This is a genomic window from Pseudomonas sp. NFX5, assembly GCF_049132125.1.
GTDB classification, from domain to species: domain Bacteria; phylum Pseudomonadota; class Gammaproteobacteria; order Pseudomonadales; family Pseudomonadaceae; genus Aquipseudomonas; species Aquipseudomonas marginalis.
This window is the reverse complement of record NZ_JAFMZG010000035.1, coordinates 354,588-372,702: the sequence shown is the minus strand read 5'-3', so window position 1 is coordinate 372,702 and position 18,115 is coordinate 354,588. Positions and strand designations below refer to the sequence as shown.

Annotated in this window: 17 protein-coding genes and 4 pseudogenes; 15 read left to right on the top strand and 6 right to left on the bottom strand. The window is 63.4% G+C overall.

All coding sequences use genetic code 11. The annotated features are described in order from the left end of the window. The first annotated feature begins 137 nt into the window (after positions 1 to 137). The 4 genes and pseudogenes from J1N02_RS26280 to J1N02_RS26265 form a co-directional block, all read left to right on the top strand. Positions 138 to 1,028 carry a bestrophin family protein gene (locus J1N02_RS26280; RefSeq protein ID WP_027603608.1) on the top strand — a complete coding sequence of 297 codons (891 nt, stop codon included), beginning with the start codon at positions 138 to 140 and terminating at the stop codon, positions 1,026 to 1,028. Positions 1,029 to 1,172: 144 nt separating this feature from the next. Beyond that, positions 1,173 to 2,252 (top strand): annotated as a pseudogene (locus J1N02_RS26275) (cache domain-containing protein); the annotation flags it as partial. A gap of 348 nt (positions 2,253 to 2,600) precedes the next feature. Then, a pseudogene (locus J1N02_RS26270) lies at positions 2,601 to 3,116 on the top strand (methyl-accepting chemotaxis protein); the annotation flags it as partial. 68 nt (positions 3,117 to 3,184) lie between these two features. Next, a pseudogene (locus J1N02_RS26265) lies at positions 3,185 to 3,523 on the top strand (DeoR/GlpR transcriptional regulator); the annotation flags it as partial. Between the two features lie 53 nt (positions 3,524 to 3,576). Here J1N02_RS26265 and otnI read toward each other — a convergent pair. Further along, positions 3,577 to 4,362 (bottom strand): 2-oxo-tetronate isomerase, encoded by a 786-nt coding sequence (gene otnI, locus J1N02_RS26260; protein ID WP_421147983.1) that lies wholly within the window; start codon positions 4,360 to 4,362, stop codon positions 3,577 to 3,579. Positions 4,363 to 4,377: 15 nt separating this feature from the next. Continuing rightward, positions 4,378 to 4,548 (bottom strand): annotated as a pseudogene (locus J1N02_RS26255) (transporter); the annotation flags it as partial. A gap of 254 nt (positions 4,549 to 4,802) precedes the next feature. Here J1N02_RS26255 and J1N02_RS26250 point away from each other — a divergent pair. From J1N02_RS26250 to J1N02_RS26225, 6 genes are all read left to right on the top strand, one after another. Continuing rightward, on the top strand, positions 4,803 to 5,393 hold the full coding sequence (locus J1N02_RS26250) for an amino acid synthesis family protein (protein WP_065939735.1): 591 nt from the start codon (positions 4,803 to 4,805) through the stop codon (positions 5,391 to 5,393). 39 nt (positions 5,394 to 5,432) lie between these two features. Beyond that, positions 5,433 to 6,266 carry an alpha/beta fold hydrolase gene (locus J1N02_RS26245; RefSeq protein WP_027603603.1) on the top strand — a complete coding sequence of 278 codons (834 nt, stop codon included), beginning with the start codon at positions 5,433 to 5,435 and terminating at the stop codon, positions 6,264 to 6,266. After that, positions 6,263 to 7,744 (top strand): aldehyde dehydrogenase, encoded by a 1,482-nt coding sequence (locus J1N02_RS26240; RefSeq protein WP_027603602.1) that lies wholly within the window; start codon positions 6,263 to 6,265, stop codon positions 7,742 to 7,744. The genes J1N02_RS26245 and J1N02_RS26240 overlap by 4 nt, the downstream gene beginning before the upstream one ends. A 12-nt stretch (positions 7,745 to 7,756) precedes the next feature. Continuing rightward, complete coding sequence (locus tag J1N02_RS26235) at positions 7,757 to 8,242, top strand: flavin reductase family protein (protein ID WP_027603601.1); 486 nt, start codon at positions 7,757 to 7,759, stop codon at positions 8,240 to 8,242. Between the two features lie 130 nt (positions 8,243 to 8,372). Beyond that, complete coding sequence (locus J1N02_RS26230) at positions 8,373 to 9,125, top strand: GntR family transcriptional regulator (protein ID WP_027603600.1); 753 nt, start codon at positions 8,373 to 8,375, stop codon at positions 9,123 to 9,125. Between the two features lie 2 nt (positions 9,126 to 9,127). Then, entirely contained in the window at positions 9,128 to 9,691 is a 564-nt protein-coding gene (locus J1N02_RS26225) for an NUDIX hydrolase (protein ID WP_421147982.1), read from the top strand. Positions 9,692 to 9,830: 139 nt separating this feature from the next. Here the strand turns inward: J1N02_RS26225 and J1N02_RS26220 are convergent, their stop codons facing one another. Beyond that, positions 9,831 to 10,124, bottom strand: a complete 294-nt coding sequence (locus J1N02_RS26220) for a DUF1330 domain-containing protein (protein WP_027603598.1) — start codon at positions 10,122 to 10,124, stop codon at positions 9,831 to 9,833. A 68-nt stretch (positions 10,125 to 10,192) separates the two neighbouring features. Between J1N02_RS26220 and ribBA the strand changes: the two genes are divergently transcribed. From ribBA to J1N02_RS26195, 5 genes are all read left to right on the top strand, one after another. Beyond that, positions 10,193 to 11,302 (top strand): bifunctional 3,4-dihydroxy-2-butanone-4-phosphate synthase/GTP cyclohydrolase II, encoded by a 1,110-nt coding sequence (gene ribBA, locus J1N02_RS26215; protein WP_027603597.1) that lies wholly within the window; start codon positions 10,193 to 10,195, stop codon positions 11,300 to 11,302. Positions 11,303 to 11,530: 228 nt separating this feature from the next. Continuing rightward, a complete protein-coding gene (locus tag J1N02_RS26210) occupies positions 11,531 to 12,556 on the top strand; it encodes an ABC transporter substrate-binding protein (RefSeq protein WP_027603596.1) in 1,026 nt (341 codons plus the stop codon). Continuing rightward, a complete protein-coding gene (locus tag J1N02_RS26205) occupies positions 12,553 to 13,470 on the top strand; it encodes an ABC transporter permease (RefSeq protein ID WP_146477603.1) in 918 nt (305 codons plus the stop codon). Before J1N02_RS26210 ends, J1N02_RS26205 begins: the two co-directional genes overlap by 4 nt. Before the next feature lie 6 nt (positions 13,471 to 13,476). After that, a complete protein-coding gene (locus J1N02_RS26200; protein WP_108574602.1) occupies positions 13,477 to 14,286 on the top strand; it encodes an ABC transporter permease in 810 nt (269 codons plus the stop codon). Positions 14,287 to 14,303: 17 nt separating this feature from the next. Further along, complete coding sequence (locus tag J1N02_RS26195) at positions 14,304 to 15,458, top strand: ABC transporter ATP-binding protein (RefSeq protein WP_027603594.1); 1,155 nt, start codon at positions 14,304 to 14,306, stop codon at positions 15,456 to 15,458. A gap of 114 nt (positions 15,459 to 15,572) precedes the next feature. Here J1N02_RS26195 and J1N02_RS26190 read toward each other — a convergent pair whose 3' ends face one another. The 3 genes from J1N02_RS26190 to J1N02_RS26180 are packed head-to-tail and all read right to left on the bottom strand — an operon-like array spanning position 15,573 to position 17,988. Then, complete coding sequence (locus tag J1N02_RS26190) at positions 15,573 to 16,313, bottom strand: PAS domain-containing protein (protein WP_146477601.1); 741 nt, start codon at positions 16,311 to 16,313, stop codon at positions 15,573 to 15,575. Further along, positions 16,314 to 16,973, bottom strand: a complete 660-nt coding sequence (locus tag J1N02_RS26185) for a response regulator (protein ID WP_053139518.1) — start codon at positions 16,971 to 16,973, stop codon at positions 16,314 to 16,316. Continuing rightward, the gene (locus J1N02_RS26180) at positions 16,942 to 17,988 is read right to left on the bottom strand and encodes an ATP-binding protein (protein WP_027603624.1); all 1,047 of its coding nucleotides are present in this window, start codon (positions 17,986 to 17,988) and stop codon (positions 16,942 to 16,944) included. The genes J1N02_RS26185 and J1N02_RS26180 overlap by 32 nt, the downstream gene beginning before the upstream one ends. Positions 17,989 to 18,115 lie beyond the last annotated feature (127 nt).

Sequence of the window (18,115 nt, the reverse complement as noted above, 5' to 3'; positions counted from 1 at the left end):
AGGGGACATCGTCGTTACCAAAATTGTTCCAAAAAACCCGGGCGGCTTAACCGTTTCAGTCGCCGCGGCGAACCTTCCCCGCAAGCCGGCGTCCGAGCTAAGGCACTGTTGCCTACCGTTCGCCGCGAGGTTGTCGTTTGAAAGCCGCCATCATCAAAAAGTACCGCCTGATCATCAAGACCATGGGCTATGTGGGCTGGTCACTGTTCTGGCTGTTGCTGTGGGACGTCGCCGTCACCGTGGACTTCATGCTGTTCCTCACCGCCAAGATCAATTTGCCGCTGATGCCCCTCACCCTGCTGGGCTCGGCACTGATCGTGCTCATCAGCTTTCGTAACAGCAGCGCCTATAACCGCTGGTGGGAGGCCCGCACGCTGTGGGGCGCGATGGTCAACAATTCACGCAGCTTCGCGCGGCAGGTATTGACCCTGCTGGACGACCCCGACGGCGAAGTGAACCCGGTCAAGGCCACCCTGCTGCGCCGCCACGTAGCCTACGTGAATTGCCTGGCTGCGCACCTCAAGGGCGAGCCGTGCCCTGATGAAGTACGCGCCTTTATCCCCGCCGAGGAATTCGCCCGCAACGGCGCCACCAATAATTTCGCCAATGACATCCTCACCGGCTCGGCGGCGTTGCTGGCCAGGGAATACAAGACCGGGCACCTGGACAGCATTCGCCTGGCACGGCTGGAATCGACCCTGGTGGATTTGTCCAATGCCCAGGGCGGCATGGAGCGGATCGCCAACACGCCACTGCCCTACCCCTACGTGTATTTCCCACGCCTGTTTATCTCGCTGTTCTGCCTGATCGTGCCCGTGGGCCTGGTGGAATCCCTGGGCTGGTTCACCCCGCTGGCGTCCACCGTGGTGGGCTTTATGTTGCTGGCCATCGAACGCATCGGCACCGACCTGCAAAGCCCGTTCCGCTCCAGCGAACACCAGATCCAGATGGAAGCCATCTGCGAAACCATCGAGAAAAACCTGCAATCGATGCAGCGTGATGCGCTGGGTGGCGAGCGCATCGGATAAACACGCCCTTCGGCCTAAAGTGCGTGCTCCCGCAGTCGATACAAAGGGAGTACGCATGGGCCACATCCCCTCAAAACAACACATGCGACGCTCGACGCCACTGTTTTCTCCTTGCCAAAAATATAAATACCCGCGGGTGAAGTCATGAATATCAAGCAAAAGTTGACCTGGGCGTTTGCCGCTATCGCGTGCCTGCCAGTCATCCTGGTGGCCGTTATGGTTGTGCTGAACTTGCGCGAGGGGGCCCTGGCCAATTTCCTCGACAGCAGCGGTCGCGAGATCCGTCAGATCGACAACGGCATGAAGCAGTTTTTCGATGGCATCAGCCAGAACGTCGACTTCGTCGCCAAGGACCCGCGCGTTGTCGCGGCCAAGGACCTCAAGAGCTACGCCGGCGCCGACGCCGCGCAAATCCCCCTGACCCAGACCAACAAAGACCTGCTGGCGATTTTCGATCAGTTCGCCAAGAGCCACCCGAGCACCGCCTACTTGTCCTTGGGCCTCGCCGACGGCGGTTATGCCAGCTGGCCTGACGACACCAAACTGAACAACTACGACCCACGCGTACGCCCCTGGTACAAGGCCGCCATCGCCGCCCCAGGCGCCACCGTGCGCACCGGCGCCTATTACTGGGCACCGGACGACGTGGTGCTGATCGGCACCGTGCACACCGTCGCCGACGCCACCGGCAATATCCTTGGCGTGGTCGGCCTGGACGTGTCGCTCAAGCAGCTCACCGAGCTGGTGCGCAACATCAAGCTGGGCGACAGCGGCTACCTGATGCTGGTGGAAGCCAACGGCAACGTGCTGGTGGACCCCAGCGACGCCAAGCACAACTTCAAGCCGATGGCCGACCTGGGCCCCAACTACGCCGAACTGGCCAAGCGCGGCGACGGCGTGACCCAGGTCGACATCAACGGCGTGGCCTACATGGCCAACGTGGTCAGCTCCAAGGATCTGGGCTGGCGCTTTATCGGCCTGATCAAACGCGATGAAGTCATGGCCGGCGCCACCAGCCTCACGTGGTTGATCGCCGCGATTGCCGCCGCCCTGGCCGTGGTGTTCGCGATTGTCGGCGCCAGTTTTGCGAGCATGATCGTGCGCCCGATTCGCGGGGTGGCCGACGGCCTGCAGGAGATTGCCGAAGGCGAAGGCGACCTGACGCGCCAACTCAAGGTGCAAGGCAAGGACGAAACCGCCAGCCTGGCAGGCTGGTTCAACCAGTTCCTGAGCATGATCGCGCAATTGGTGCAGCGCATCGGTAACGCCTCTTCCGACCTGCAGACCGCCGCCGCCGACACCAGCGAAGTCGCCAATAACATGAATCAGGCCGCCGGCCGCCAGCGCGAAGCCGTGGAGCTGGTAAGCACCGCGTTCAACGAAATGGTGGCCACCGCCAACGAGGTCGCGCGTTCCTGCAGCGCCGCCGCCGCGAGTGCCGACGAAGGCTACCGCGACGTGCACAATGGCCAGCAGCACATCGGCGAAGCCACCGGCAGCGTGCTCAAGCTCAGCGAAGACCTGCAAAAGTCGACCCAGACCATGCAGTTGCTGGAGCAGGACAGCCAGAACATCAACACCATCCTCGACACCATCCGCTCGATCGCCGAACAGACCAACCTGCTGGCGCTCAACGCCGCGATTGAAGCCGCGCGCGCCGGTGACCAGGGCCGCGGTTTTGCCGTGGTCGCCGACGAAGTCCGCGCCCTGGCACGCCGCACAGCCGACTCCACCGGTGAAATCGACAGCCTGCTGGGCAACCTCGCCCGCCGCACCCAGGAAGTCACCCAGCAGATGCAGGGCAGCCTGCTGGTGTCCCACACCAGCGTGGAACGCATCCAGCAGGCCCGCGACAGCTTCGACAAGATCCAAGGCTCGGTGGACTCGATCCGCGACCAGAACACCCAGATCGCCACCGCGGCCGAAGAACAGCACCAGGTGGCCGAAGAGATCAACCGGCACATCGCGCAGATCCATGCCGATGCGCAACTGGTCGAAGGCTTTGCCCACTCGGCGCAGACCGGATCGGGGCGGTTGACGGATATTTCCGGTCAGCTCAAGGGGTTGGTGGGGCGGTTCAAGTTCTAGGGTCGCCTGCGGGGACGTGTATTGGCTACTATAGCCTCGCACTCCCCGCCTCTTACCCAAGCACTGCTATCAACGCGCTGTCGGGGATGACGGTGGTCACCAATGACTTCGGGATCGTGCAGGCCCTGATGGATGCGACGCAGGTCACGGTGATCCACACCGGCGGCCAACTGGACCATGACAACCCTTCTTCCGTCGGCGGGCTGGCCGTGGCGACCCTGCGCCAGGTGGTCACGGACATCGCCTTTGTGTCCATCAGCTCCTGGGACGTGCACCGAGGCATCCCCCCCTCGGCGCTGAAAGTCGAGGTCAAGCAAGTGGCGATGCAATCGGCGTCCCAGGTGGTGTTGGTGGCGAGCAGCTCGAAGTACGGCACTTTCAGCATGTACCGTATCGGGCAAGTCGAATCGTCGCACCGCCCCTCCCACATTTGAACCGAACCGACACAGAGGCTCGTCGACTACCGAGCCGCTTTCCAATCCCGCAACCATTGCAGGCCCGCTGAGGTGTCGCCCTTTGGCCGGTATTCACAGCCGACCCAGCCGTCGTAACCCAACTGGTCCATCAGTTCGAACAGGAACCTGTAGTTCAGCTCGCCCAGGTCAGGCTCGTGACGGTCCGGTACCCCGGCAATCTGGATATGGCCAATGCCATCGAAGTCGCGGAGCAGCTTGGTGGCCAAGTCACCTTCGACGATCTGGCAGTGGTAGCAGTCGAACTGCACCTTGAGGTTGCGCGCGCCGACTTCACGGCAGATGGCGTGGGCCTGGTCCTGGCGATTGAGGAAAAACCCCGGCATGTCGCGGGTGTTGATCGGTTCCAGCAACACGGTGACGCCGACCTTGGCCGCCGCCGCGCTGGCGTAGGCGAGGTTTTCCAGGTACACGGCGTGATGGCGCTCACGCAGGAATTCCGATGGCAACAGCCCCGCCATGACATGCACGCGGTGGTTGCCGAGCACGGCGGCGTACTCCAACGCGCGCTCGAAGCCACTGCGAAACTCGGCTTCACGCCCCGGCAGGCTCGCGATGCCCCGCTCCCCCGCCGCCCAGTCACCGGGCGGTGCGTTGAACAACACCTGCACCAGGCCGTTATCACTCAAGCGCTGCTTGAGCACCTGCGCGTCGTACTCGTAGGGAAACAGGTACTCCACCGCTTCAAAACCATCGGCCTTCGCGGCACTGAAACGCTCGAGAAAGTCATGTTGCGAGTACAGCATGCTCAGGTTGGCAGCAAAACGAGGCATAGGAACTCCTGGAAATCAGACAAAAGGCCAGATCAACAATGTAATCACGAAACCCAAGGTGCCGAGCAAGGTGGTGATCACCGCCCACGTGCGCAAACCGTCGGGCACGTTAAGCCCGGCAAGTTTGGTGAAGATCCAGTAGCCGGCATCGTTGATATGGGACATAGCCAGCCCGCCACTGTTCATGGGGTACTCCAGAGGAAAACGGCGGCTGACACCACACCGGCGAGCCGCGTTGGAGTTGGGATCGATCACTCACCAATGAACGGATCATGTTAATTATTTTTTCAATCTGACATTTTTTAACATCGATCCGAGAAAACCTCCGCCTCACCCCTTATCGCCTTTCCCCACGCAAACTCATTTGCGACCCTTGTGCTTTGCGTATTATGGTATACCATCATACGCAATCCACTCCCCCACACCTGATGGAGCCGCTCATGAGTTTCGAAATCCGCAAGATCGTCAGCTACGTAGAAGAAACCTTTATCGAAGGCGGCAAGGCCGCGGACACCCCGGTGAAAATGGTCGGCCTCGCCGTGGTGCTGAAGAACCCATGGCTGGGTCGTGGCTTCGTCGAAGACTTGAAGCCCGAGATCCGGGCCAATTGCTCCGACCTCGGCGCGCTGATGGTCGAGCGCCTGGTGGGCATCATTGGCGGCGCCGAAAACATCGAGGCGTATGGCAAGGCTGCCGTGGTCGGGGCCGATGGCGAGATCGAACACGCCAGCGCGATCATCCATACCCTGCGCTTCGGCAATCACTACCGTGAAGCGGTCAAGGCCAAGAGCTACCTGAGCTTCACCAACAAGCGCGGCGGGCCGGGCACCTCGATCCAGATCCCGATGATGCACAAGGACGACGAAGGCCTGCGTTCGCACTACATCACCCTGGAAATGCACATCGAGGATTCGCCGCGCGCCGATGAAATCGTCGTGGTATTGGGCTGCGCCGATGGCGGCCGCCTGCACCCTCGTATCGGCAACCGCTATATCGACCTGGAAGAGCTGGCCGCTGAAAAAGCCCAGTAAGCAAGACCGGCCAAAACAAAAAGCATGCAGGAGCGCTCCATGATTCGGCTCACCGCTGAACGCACCCCGGCTGGCACCAGTTATCTGGCGACCGGCCAAGGCCAGCCTGTGGTTTTGATCCACGGCGTGGGCCTGAATAAAGAAATGTGGGGCGGGCAAGTCGTTGGCCTGGCCACGAATTACCGCGTGATCACCTATGACATGCTCGGTCATGGCGCCAGCCCGCGCCCGGCCGCCGGCACGCCGCTGCTGGGGTATGCCGACCAGTTGCTGGAGCTGCTCGACCACCTGCAATTGCCCCAGGCCACGGTGATCGGTTTTTCCATGGGCGGCCTGGTCGCCCGGGCGTTTGCCCTGCACTACCCCGAGCGTCTCACATCCCTGGTAGTGCTCAACAGTGTGTTCAATCGCAGCCCCGAACAGCGTGCCGGCGTGATCGCACGCACCGCCCAGGCCGCCGAACACGGCCCGGATGCGAATGCCGAAGCCGCGCTGTCGCGCTGGTTCAGCCGTGAATACCAGGCGGCCAACCCGGCGCAGATCGCCGCCCTGCGTGAAACCCTGGCGGGCAATGACCCCCAGGGCTACCTGACCACCTACGAACTGTTTGCGACCCAGGACATGTACCGCGCCGACGACCTCAAGGGCTTGCGCGTACCGACCCTGGTCGCCACCGGCGAACTCGACCCCGGCTCAACCCCGGAAATGGCCCGGCAACTGGCCGATCGTATTCCCGGCGCCACCGTTGCGGTGCTGGCCGAGCAACGGCATATGATGCCGGTAGAATCGCCACGCCTGGTCAACCAGCTGCTGCTGGGCTTCCTCGACACGGTGTACGCCCAAAACAATCCAATCAAGGGGATCGTTGCATGACACTCGCACGCTTCCAGATGTGCATCGGCGGTGAATGGGTCGATGCCCTGTCCGGCAAGACTTTCGACAGCCTTAACCCGGCCCTGGCCGAACCCTGGGCGCAACTGCCCGACGCCGATGAAGCCGATGTGGAGCGCGCCGTGCAGGCCGCACAAAGCGCCTTCGACAGCCCGGCCTGGCGTGGCCTCACCGCCACCGCACGGGGCAAATTGCTGCGCCGCCTGGGTGACCTGATCGCCGAGAACAAGGAGCAACTGGCCCAGCTCGAAAGCCGCGACAACGGCAAGTTGATCCGCGAAACCCGTGGCCAGGTCAGCTACCTGCCGGAGTTTTTCCACTACACCGCCGGCCTGGCCGACAAGCTCGAAGGCGGCACCCTGCCGCTGGACAAGCCGGACCTGTTCGCCTACACCGTGCACGAAGCCATGGGCGTGGTCGCCGCGATCATTCCGTGGAACAGCCCGCTGTACCTGACCGCGATCAAACTCGCGCCGGCCCTGGCGGCGGGCAATACCATCGTGATCAAACCGTCGGAACACGCCTCGGCGACCATCCTCGAACTCGCGCGCCTGGCCCTCGAAGCCGGGATCCCAGCGGGCGTGGTCAACGTCGTCACCGGCTACGGCCCCAGCACCGGCGCCGCCCTCACCCGCCACCCACTGGTGCGCAAGATCGCCTTCACCGGCGGCGCGGCCACGGCCCGCCATGTGGTGCGCAGCAGTGCGGAGAACTTCGCCAGGCTGTCCCTGGAACTGGGCGGCAAGTCCCCCAATATCATCTTTGCCGACGCCGACCTCGACAGCGCCATCAATGGTGCGATTGCCGGGATCTATGCGGCGTCCGGGCAGAGCTGCGTGTCCGGTTCACGCCTGCTGGTGCAGGATGAAATCTACGACGAATTCGTCGAGCGCCTGGTGGCACGCGCCCAGCGCATCCGCATCGGCAACCCCCAGGACGACGCCAGCGAAATGGGGCCCATGGCCACCGCGCAGCAACTGGCCGTGGTCGAAGGCCTGGTCGCGGATGCCATCGCCGAAGGCGCGCGCCTGCGCACCGGCGGCAAACGCCCGCAGAACCTCGGTGAGGGCTGGTTCTATGAGCCGACCTTGTTCGAGTGCGACAGCAACTCGATGAAGATCATGCAGGAAGAAGTGTTCGGCCCGGTGGCCTCGGTCATCCGTTTCAAGGACGAAGCCGAAGCGCTGGCCATCGCCAACGACTCGCAGTTCGGCCTCGCCGCCGGCATCTGGACCCGCGATCTCGGCCGCGCCCACCGCCTGGCGCGGGACGTGCGCTCGGGGATCATCTGGGTCAACACCTACCGCGCCGTGTCGGCCATGGCGCCTATCGGCGGCTTCAAGAACAGCGGCTACGGACGTGAAAGCGGCATCGATTCGGTGCTCGCCTACACCGAGCTGAAGACGGTGTGGATCAACCTCTCCCAGGCGCCCATGCCTGATCCTTTCGTGATGCGCTAAGAGACCCCGACCATGATCGAACCCGGCATTTACAAAGACGTCATGAGCTCATTCCCTTCCGGGGTCACGGTGGTCACCACCCTCGACCCGGACGGCGGCATCGTCGGCATTACCGCCAGTGCGTTCAGCGCGCTGTCGATCGACCCGGCGCTGGTGCTGTTCTGCCCCAACTATGGGTCGGACACCTACCCGATCCTGCGCGACAGCAAGCGCTTCGCGATCCACTTGCTGTCCGCCGACCAGACCGCCGAGGCCTATGCTTTCGCCAGCAAAGGCAAGGAAAAGGCCAAGGGTATCGAGTGGCACCTGAGCGAGTTGGGCAACCCGCTGCTGGCCAAGGCCACGGCGATCATCGAGTGCGAACTGTGGCGCGAATACGACGGCGGCGATCACGCGATCATCGTCGGCGCGGTGAAGAACCTGATCCTGCCCAAGGAACCGGTCACGCCGATGATCTACCACAAGGGCAAGCTGGGCCCGCTGCCGGCCCTGGCCTGAGGCGCGCGGGGGCCGTGAGGGTTTGTCGCTTAAGGAACGCAGCATGATAAACTTGGGCACGATTTTCGGCCCTCAATCGGCCCCGGCCGGCCGAGGCCTCCAGTTAACCGCCAAATTCAGAGCAGACCCCATGAAACGCGCGCCCCTCGACGACAGCTTCAAGGTCAATCACAACCCGGTCACCCTGCGCGAAATCGTGCTGGAAAAACTGCGCAGCGCCATCATGAACTTCCAACTGCTGCCCGGTGACCGCCTGGTGGAGCGCGACCTGTGCGACCGCCTCGGCGTCAGCCGCACCTCGGTACGCGAAGCCTTGCGTCACCTGGAGTCCGAAGGCCTGGTGGAATTCGCCGATGCCAAGGGCCCGCAGGTGGCGATCATCACCCTGGCCGACGCCGTCGACATCTATGAACTGCGCTGCGTGCTCGAAGGCTTGATCGTGCAATTGTTCACCCTGCGCGCCAAGGCCAAGGACATCAAGGCCCTGGAAAAAGCCCTGGAAGAAAACCGCAAGGCCCTCAAGGACGGTGAGCTGCAACAGGTCATCGACTCGGTCCAGGGCTTCTACGACGTGCTGCTCGAAGGTTCGGGCAACCATGTGGCGGCCACCCAGTTGCGCCAGCTGCAAGCGCGCATCAGCTACCTGCGCGCCACCTCGGTGTCCCAGGAAAACCGTCGCGGCACCAGTAACCAGGAAATGGAACGCATGGTCCAGGCGATCAAGAGCGGCGACCCGCTGGCGGCCCACCAGGCCTGCGTCGATCACGTGCGTGCGGCGGCCGCCGTGGCCCTGGACTACCTCAAGCGCAAACAGGAAGAAACCGGCAAGATTCCGGAAATCACCCTGCCCATCGCGCTGAAAGAACCGCGCATAGGTCACTGACCTTGGCCAGCCACAGCTTTTGCCCGACATGCGGCGGCAGTGACCTCGGTCACCAGCTGCCACCGGGCGATACCCATGAGCGCCTGATGTGCCGGGGCTGCGGCTATATCCACTACATCAATCCCAAGATCATCGCCGGCTGCATCATCGAGCAGGACGGCAAATACCTGCTGTGCCAACGGGCGATCCCGCCCCGCCCGGGCACCTGGACCTTGCCTGCCGGCTTTATGGAAGGTGGCGAAACCACCGAGCAGGCGGCGTTGCGTGAAGTCTGGGAAGAAAGCGGCGTACGCGCCGAGATCGTATCGCCCTACTCGATCTTCAGCGTGCCGAAAATCAGCGAGGTGTACATCATCTTCCGCGCCATCGCGCTGGAGATCACCGGCCAGTTCGGCCCGGAGACCCTCGACTACAAGTTCTTCGCGCCCGAGGAGATTCCCTGGGACAGCATCTACTACCCGGCGATCCGGCAGATCCTCGAACGGTATATCGAGGAACGCCAGGCTGGGGTGTATGGCATTTACATCGGCAATGATGACAGCGGCAAGATTCATTTCATCCGCTGACCGCACGGCCAAACACGGATCAACATGTGGGAGGGGGCTTGCTCCCGATAGCGGTGTATCAGTCAGCATCCTTGTAGCTGACAGATCTCTATCGGGAGCAAGCCCCCTCCCACATTTGGCCCATGTTCGGCCTGATGACCTAGGGCGCCAGCCCTTCCACGATGATGATCTGCGCCAGCCCCACCCCTTCACGGTGCGCCTTCGCCTCCTGATATTCAGCGGACTCATAACACGCCACCGCCTGCTCATAGCTCTCAAACTCAATCACCACATTACGCTGACGTGCCGGCCCGCCTTCCATTGCCTCGCTGCGCCCGCCCCTGGCCAGGAACCGTCCGCCAAACTTTGCAAACGCCGCCGGCGCGCGCTGGGTGTACTGCGTGTATTGCTCGGCATCGGACACATCCACATGGGCAATCCAGTAGGCCTTCATCGTGACATCCTCTTGTTGAGTTTTGTGGTATACCATAATACATACAACCAACAAATCGAGCACTCTCCATGTCCTTCAACAGCATCGCAGACATCATCGAAGACTACCGCCAAGGCAAGATGGTGCTCCTGGTGGACGACGAAGACCGGGAAAACGAAGGCGACCTGTTACTGCCTGCGGCCTGCTGCACCGCCGAGACTATCAGTTTCATGGCCCGCGAAGCCCGTGGCCTGATCTGCCTGACCCTTACCGACGAACACTGCCAGCGCCTTGGCCTGGAACAGATGGTGCCGAGCAACGGCAGCGTGTTCAGCACCGCGTTTACCGTGTCCATCGAAGCCGCCAGCGGCGTGACCACCGGCATCTCCGCCGCCGACCGCGCACGCACCGTGGCAGCGGCCGTCGACAGCAATGCCGGGCCGGCCGACATCGTGCAGCCGGGGCATATCTTCCCGTTGCGCGCCAAGGACGGCGGCGTGTTGACCCGCGCCGGCCACACTGAAGCCGGCTGCGACCTGGCGCGCCTGGCCGGGCACACCCCCGCATCGGTGATCGTCGAAGTGATGAACGATGACGGCACCATGGCCCGCCGCCCCGACCTGGAAATCTTCGCGCGCAAGCACGGCATCAAGATCGGCACCATCGCCGACCTGATCCACTACCGCCTCAGCACCGAACGCACCGTGGTGCGCATCGGTGAACGCGACCTGCCCACGGTGCACGGCACGTTCCGCCTGATCACCTTTGAAGACCGCATCGACGGCGGCGTGCACATGGCAATGGTGATGGGCCAGTTGCGCCGCGATACCCCGGCGCTGGTGCGCGTGCATGTGATCGACCCGCTGCGCGACCTGGTCGGTGCCGACTACAGCGGCCCGTCCAACTGGACGCTGTGGGCGGCCTTGCAACGTGTCGCCGCTGAAGGCAGCGGCGTGGTGGTGGTGCTGGCCAACCATGAGTCGTCCCAGGCGCTGCTGGAACGCGTGCCGCAACTGACCCAGGCACCGCGCCAGTTCAACCGCTCGCAGTCGCGCATCTATTCCGAAGTGGGCACCGGGGCGCAGATCTTGCAGGACCTCGGCGTCGGCAAGCTGCGTCACCTCGGCCCGCCCCTCAAATACGCCGGGCTGACCGGCTACGACCTGGAGGTGGTCGAGAGCATTCCCTTCACCGAATGACGGATAACCGGTAAGGCAAAATGCTTGCACAAAGTTTGGAATACCATAATATGATATTCCATAGACCGAACGCTTCCGCCAAGTGCGCCCGCCAGGGAGAGCACCAATAACAGCCCTTGGCACGGTCGCCTTTCGGGGTCTCGATTAGAGGCCCCCGATGGACCTACTGCTCCCGATAGGCGGGCATTACCAAGCCCGCTCAATAACAAAACAAATGAGGGCGTGAAAATGGTGTTGAACAAACGTGCAACCGCGGTGCTGTTCGCGGGTTTATTGGCCACGGCCACTCACGCGGCCATGGCGGCCGAAAGCGTCAACTTCGTGAGCTGGGGCGGTAGCACCCAGGATGCGCAGAAGCAGGCCTGGGCCGACCCGTTCAGCAAGGCCAGCGGCATTACCGTGGTCCAGGATGGCCCCACCGACTACGGCAAACTCAAGGCCATGGTCGAAAGCGGCAACGTGCAGTGGGACGTGGTGGATGTCGAGGCCGACTTCGCCTTGCGCGCCGCCGCCGAAGGCCTGCTCGAACCCCTCGACTTCTCGGTGATCCAGCGCGACAAGATCGACCCGCGCTTCGTCTCCGACCATGGCGTGGGCTCGTTCTTCTTCTCCTTCGTGCTCGGCTACAACGAAGGCAAGCTCGGCGCCGGCAAGCCCCAGGACTGGACCGCGCTGTTCGACACCAAGACCTACCCCGGCAAACGCGCCCTCTACAAATGGCCAAGCCCCGGCGTGCTCGAACTGGCGCTGCTGGCCGACGGCGTCCCGGCCGACAAGCTCTACCCCCTGGACCTGGACCGCGCCTTCAAGAAACTCGACACCATCAAGAAAGACATCGTCTGGTGGGGCGGCGGTGCGCAGTCGCAACAGTTGCTGGCGTCCGGCGAAGTCAGCATGGGCCAGTTCTGGAACGGTCGCATCCACGCCCTGCAGGAAGACGGCGCGCCCGTGGGCGTGAGCTGGAAGCAGAACCTGGTCATGGCCGACATCCTCGTCGTGCCTAAAGGTTCGAAAAACAAAGCGGCGGCGATGAAGTTCCTGGCCAACGCCAGCAGCGCCAAGGGTCAGGCGGATTTCTCCAACCTGACCGCCTATGCACCGGTGAACATCGACAGCGTGCAGCGCCTGGATTCGGTGCTCGCGCCGAACCTGCCGACCGCCTACGTCAAGGACCAGATCACCCTCGATTTCGCCTACTGGGCCAAGAACGGTCCGGCCATTGCGACACGGTGGAATGAATGGCTAGTCAAATGAAAATGACGGCAACCACACCGACCGGGAGCGCCCTCGGCGCTGCCGGCGCGGTTTCGCCCAAGGCCGGGGCGCCCTCCCTGGCGCAGCGTTGGCGGGGGTCGAGCAACCTGATCCCGGCCCTGCTGTTCCTCGGCCTGTTCTTCCTGGCGCCGCTGATCGGCCTGTTGCTGCGCGGCGTACTGGAACCCACGCCGGGCCTGGGCAACTACGAACAGCTGTTCGCCAACTCGGCCTATGCACGGGTGCTGCTCAACACCTTTTCGGTGGCGGGCCTGGTGACCCTGTTCAGCCTGCTGCTGGGCTTTCCGCTGGCCTGGGCGATCACCCTGGTGCCGCGCGGCTGGGGGCGCTGGATCCTGAATATTGTGCTGCTGTCGATGTGGACCAGCCTGCTCGCCCGCACTTACTCGTGGCTGGTCTTGCTGCAGGCCTCCGGGGTGATCAACAAGGCGCTGATGGCCATGGGCATCATCGATGTGCCCCTGGAGATGGTGCATAACCTCACCGGCGTGGTGATCGGCATGAGCTACATCATGATCCCGTTCATCGTGCTGCCATTGCAGGCGACCATGCAGGCCATCGACCCGATGATCCTGCAGGCCGGCTCGATCTGCGGCGCGAGCCCGTGGACCAACTTCTTGCGCGTGTTCCTGCCGCTGTGCCGGCCGGGGTTGTTCTCCGGCGGCCTGATGGTGTTCGTGATGTCCCTCGGTTACTACGTCACCCCGGCGCTGCTCGGCGGTGCGCAGAACATGATGCTGCCCGAGTTCATCATCCAGCAGGTGCAATCGTTCCTCAATTGGGGCCTGGCCAGTGCCGGCGCCGCGTTGCTGATCTTCATCACCCTGGTGCTGTTCTACTTCTACCTGAAGCTTCAGCCGGAATCCCCGGTTGGCGCCAGCAACGCGAGGTAAGCCGTCATGCTCCTGACTCCCAATGCCATGAGCCGCAGGATGCGCTTGGGCCTCTACACCACCACCGGGTTGATCGGCCTGTTCCTGCTGCTGCCGATCGTGTTTATCGTGCTGCTGTCGTTCGGCTCGTCGCAATGGCTGGTGTTCCCGCCGCCGGGCTGGACGCTGAAATGGTACGGCCAGTTCTTCTCCAACGCCGACTGGATGAACGCGGCCATGGCCAGCCTCAAGGTGGCCGTGCTGACCACCGTATTCGCCGTCGCCCTCGGCCTGCCCACCGCCTTTGCCCTGGTGCGCGGGCGCTTCCCCGGCCGTGAATTGCTCTACGGCCTGTTCACCCTGCCAATGATCGTGCCGCTGGTGATCATCGCCGTGGCGGTGTACGCGCTGTTCCTCAAGCTGGGCTACACCGGCACGCTGTTCGCCTTTGTGGTCAGCCATGTGATCGTGGCGCTGCCGTTCACCATCATCTCGATCATCAACTCGCTGAAACTGTTCGACCAGTCGATCGAAGACGCGGCGGTGATCTGCGGCGCCTCGCGGTTGCAGGCAGTGTTCAAGGTGACCTTTCCGGCGATTCGTCCGGGGATGGTCGCCGGTGCGCTGTTCGCCTTCCTGGTCTCATGGGACGAAGTGGTGCTCAGCGTGATGATGGCCAGCCCGACCCTGCAAACCCTTCCCGTAAAAATGTGGACCACCCTGCGCCAGGACCTGACGCCTGTGATCGCCGTCGCGTCGACGCTGCTGATCGGCCTCTCGGTGCTGGTCATGGTGATTGCCGCCGCCGTTCGCCGGCGTACCGAAACCCGCGCTTGAGCGCCGAGGAGAAGAACATGAGTGCAGTGATCAACGATGTCGCGCAGAGCCATGGCCAACCCCTGGTCAGCCTGCGCAACCTGAACAAGCACTACGGCGAATTCGCTGCCGTGGACAACATCTCGCTGGACATCCGGGACGGCGAATTCCTCACCTTCCTCGGCTCCAGCGGCTCGGGCAAAAGCACCACGCTGTCGATGCTTGCCGGCTTCGAAACCCCAAGCAGCGGCGAGATCCTGGTCAGCGGCCAATCGCTGGTCAACGTACCGCCGCACAAGCGCGACATCGGCATGGTGTTCCAGCGTTACTCGCTGTTCCCGCATTTGTCGGTGCGCGACAACATCGCCTTCCCCCTGGCGATTCGCAAACTGGCCAGCGCCGAACGCGACAAGCGCGTCGACGCCATGCTCAAGCTGGTGCAGTTGGAACAGTTCGCCCATCGCCGCCCTTCGCAATTGTCCGGCGGCCAACAGCAACGGGTCGCCATCGCCCGCGCGCTGGTGTACGAACCACGCATCCTGCTGATGGACGAACCCCTCGGCGCCCTCGACAAGAAGTTGCGCGAAGACCTGCAGGACGAACTGCGTCAACTGCACCGGCGCCTGGGCATCACCATCGTCTACGTGACCCACGACCAGGAAGAAGCCATGCGCCTGTCCCAGCGCATCGCGATTTTCAGCCACGGCAAGATAGTCGGCCTGGGCAGCGGCTTCGACCTGTACCAGAACCCGCCGAACGCGTTCGTAGCGTCGTTCCTCGGCAACTCCAACTTCCTCAAGCTCAAGGCCCAGGGCAATGCCGTGGCGGCGTTCGAAGGCCAATCCGTGTCGATCCGCCTGACCAGCGGGTTGCACACCGAGCAGGAGGTGCTGCTGATGGTACGCCCGGAAAAAGCCCTGGCGCTGAGTGTCGAACAGGCCGCAGAGCAATCGTTGGCAGCGGGCTGGAATGAAGTGTCGGCGATTGTGGGTGAGGTGCTGTTCCTCGGCGAGAGCCAGACCTGCACAGTGAAAACCCTCGGCGGCACATCGATGACGGTCAAGGCGCTGTCCGCTGCGGGCATGCCCCTCAAGGCCGGCGACCCGGTGCGTGTGCGCTGGGCGACGGCGGATGCGTGCGTGTATACGCAGTGGGCGGAGAGTGATCTGAACAAGGCCGCAGGCGCGCATTGAATCCCATGTGGGAGGGGGCTTGCCCCCGATAGCGTTGTGTCAGTTAAAGATGCATTCACTGACACGCCCTCATCGGGGGCAAGCCCCCTCCCACATTTGAAGCGCGTTTATCCGTCAACTCTTGCGCTCGAAAATCGCCCCCTCGATCCCCAACACCTCACGGGTATCGGCATAGATCCCCACGCCCTTCTCCCACACGTGCTTGATCGAGCGGTCGGCGCAGCGAATCCGGTAATTGAGCTCGAACGGCTCCTGCCGTGACAACGCATATTGCACCTCGCGCCACACATAGTCGGCGTCCTGCGCCAGGATCAGGCTGTTGTAGGTGAACTCATGGTTGTCCACCAGTCGCTCAGCGGGGTAACCGGTCAACTCCAGGCAGCCGGCGCTGACGAATTCCATGGTCCAGTCGCGGTTGTTGCGGCCGCGATAGATCAGGCCCGGCATGCTGTCGAGCAAGCTCATGCTGCTGCGCTGGCTGGCCTGCCAGGCGATTTCGCGGCGCTTGTGGGCAGTAACGTCCCCGGCCACCAGGTAGAAGCCTTGGGGGCCGCGCTTGAGGCTGATCTCGAACCAGCGCAGTTCGCCGCTGGGGTGCACAAAGCGCAGGCGCTGGTTGAATGAGGTGTCGGGGCGGCGACGCAGTTCATTCAGGGCCTGGCGCCATAGCGGGCGGTCTTCCTGGTGCACGTAGTCCATCAGGTTGCGCTCCGCGCCCGGCGCGCCCATCAACTCGGCCCAGGCCAGGTTGAAGTGGGCGATCTGGCCGTTGTCGCGCAGTTGCAATAAGGCGGCGGGAAAGCAATCCATCAGGGCAATCGGCGGGGGCGCAAACGCTTCGGGGCTGTCCCTCATCTAGTGGCGCTCCTCGTGTTTCATCAAGGCACCGCTGTGCACCCAGGCCGCCAGCTCCAGGCGCGAATGCAGGCCGAGCTTCTGCAACAGGCTGCGCACGTAGATTTTCACCGTGCCGTCGCTGATCCCCAGTTCCCTGCCGATCTGTTTGTTACTCATGCCGGCGGCGATCAGCGCCAGGGTCTGGCCTTCGCGCTCGGTAAGGTTTTCGCTGCCCGCAGCCTCACACGCTTGCGTGGGCTCGGCCTGGTCGGCGAGCAAGGCAATCAGGCTCGAGTCCAGTACGATCGCGCCCTTGTGGCAGTTGCGCATATACGCCAGCAACGCATCCGGCTCGGTTTCCTTGAGCACATAACCGCTGGCGCCCAGGCGCAAGGCCGTGAGCAACTCGGCGCGGTCCATGGAGGCGGTGAGCACCACCACCTGGCAATCCAGATGCAACTGGCGCAGTTCATCCAGCACCTGCAAACCGCTGAGGCCAGGCATGTGCAAATCCAGCAGCACCTGTTGCGGCGTCAGGCTCACGGCCAGGTTGATGCCCTCGCGGCCGCTGGCCGCCTGCCCTACCACTTCGAAGTCGCCGCTGGCATCGAACAACTGCGCCAGGCCCTTGCGAAACAACGGGTGATCATCGATCAGTAATAAGGTCGTGCAGCCCATCGAGACTCCCCTGTGGCAGATCGTGGTGGCGGCGCAGGCCAAGGTGCACGCGCACCCCGTGCGGGCGGATCGCTTCTATGCTCAGCCGCGCGCCGATGCTGGCGGCGCGCTCGCGGATAATCGCCAGGCCGAAATGGTTGTGCTCGTCGCAGGCCGGGATCAAGCCGATGCCATCGTCTTCCACCGACACCGAGGCGTCGCCGTCCTGGGTCTGGCGCAGTTCGATGCGCACGTGGCGCGCGTGGGAATGCCGCACCGCATTGGCCAGGGCCTCGCGAATGATCTGCAGGATCTGCAATTCGGTTTCCGGGCTCAGGGCGTCGTCGGCCAGGCGGTTGTCGAGTTCGAAGACGATGATGCAGCGCCGCGAGAACTCCGCGACGGAGTCGGCCAGGGCCTGACGCAGCGAGCGCCCGTCCATGGTCAGGCGCGCACTGGTGATCAGCTCGCGCACCTGGCGTTGCAGTTGGCTCAGGCCGGTGCACAGGTCCTGCAGTGCCGGCTCGCCCAGTTGCGACTGCAAGCCATGGGCCTGGAACGACAGGTAACCCAACTGCTGCGCCACCGAATCGTGCAGTTCACGGGCCAGGGCACCGTGGCGGGAGGTCGCCTGTTTGCGCTGCTGTTCACGGGTTTGACTGCGCAGGCGCACGCTCACACCTACCGCCTGCGCCGCCTCTTCCAGTAGCTGGCGCCAACTGCCACCGGCGCGCCGGGGAGTGTCGAGCAGCAATGCGCCCTTTTCACCCTCGGGCAAGGCGCACACCAGACGGTGCACGCCCCGTTGCCGGCACGGTCCGCAGGCTTGGGGGGCGTCCGTCACGCTGGCGTCGCGCCAGGGGCAACGCGCGACCGCCTGGCAGCCATCGACCCACCCTCGTCGCGTCGGGCCCAGGTCTTCGCCGCCGAGGATCAGGTTGAGCCTGGCAGGCGGCAGCAGTGCGTCGAAACGGTCCAGGAAACCCGACAAGGCACCGTCAGCGTGCAGGGGCAACCCGGCCAATAACCTGCGCACGCTGCGCGCCTGTTCGGGGCGTACAGGCCCCAACCAGAGCGGCCAGCCTTTTGGTCGTGTCAGCACTCTTCGATAACTCCCCGTCCGGTTGCGCTGCGTGGTCGAAAGGCCCAGCAACTTCCATGCC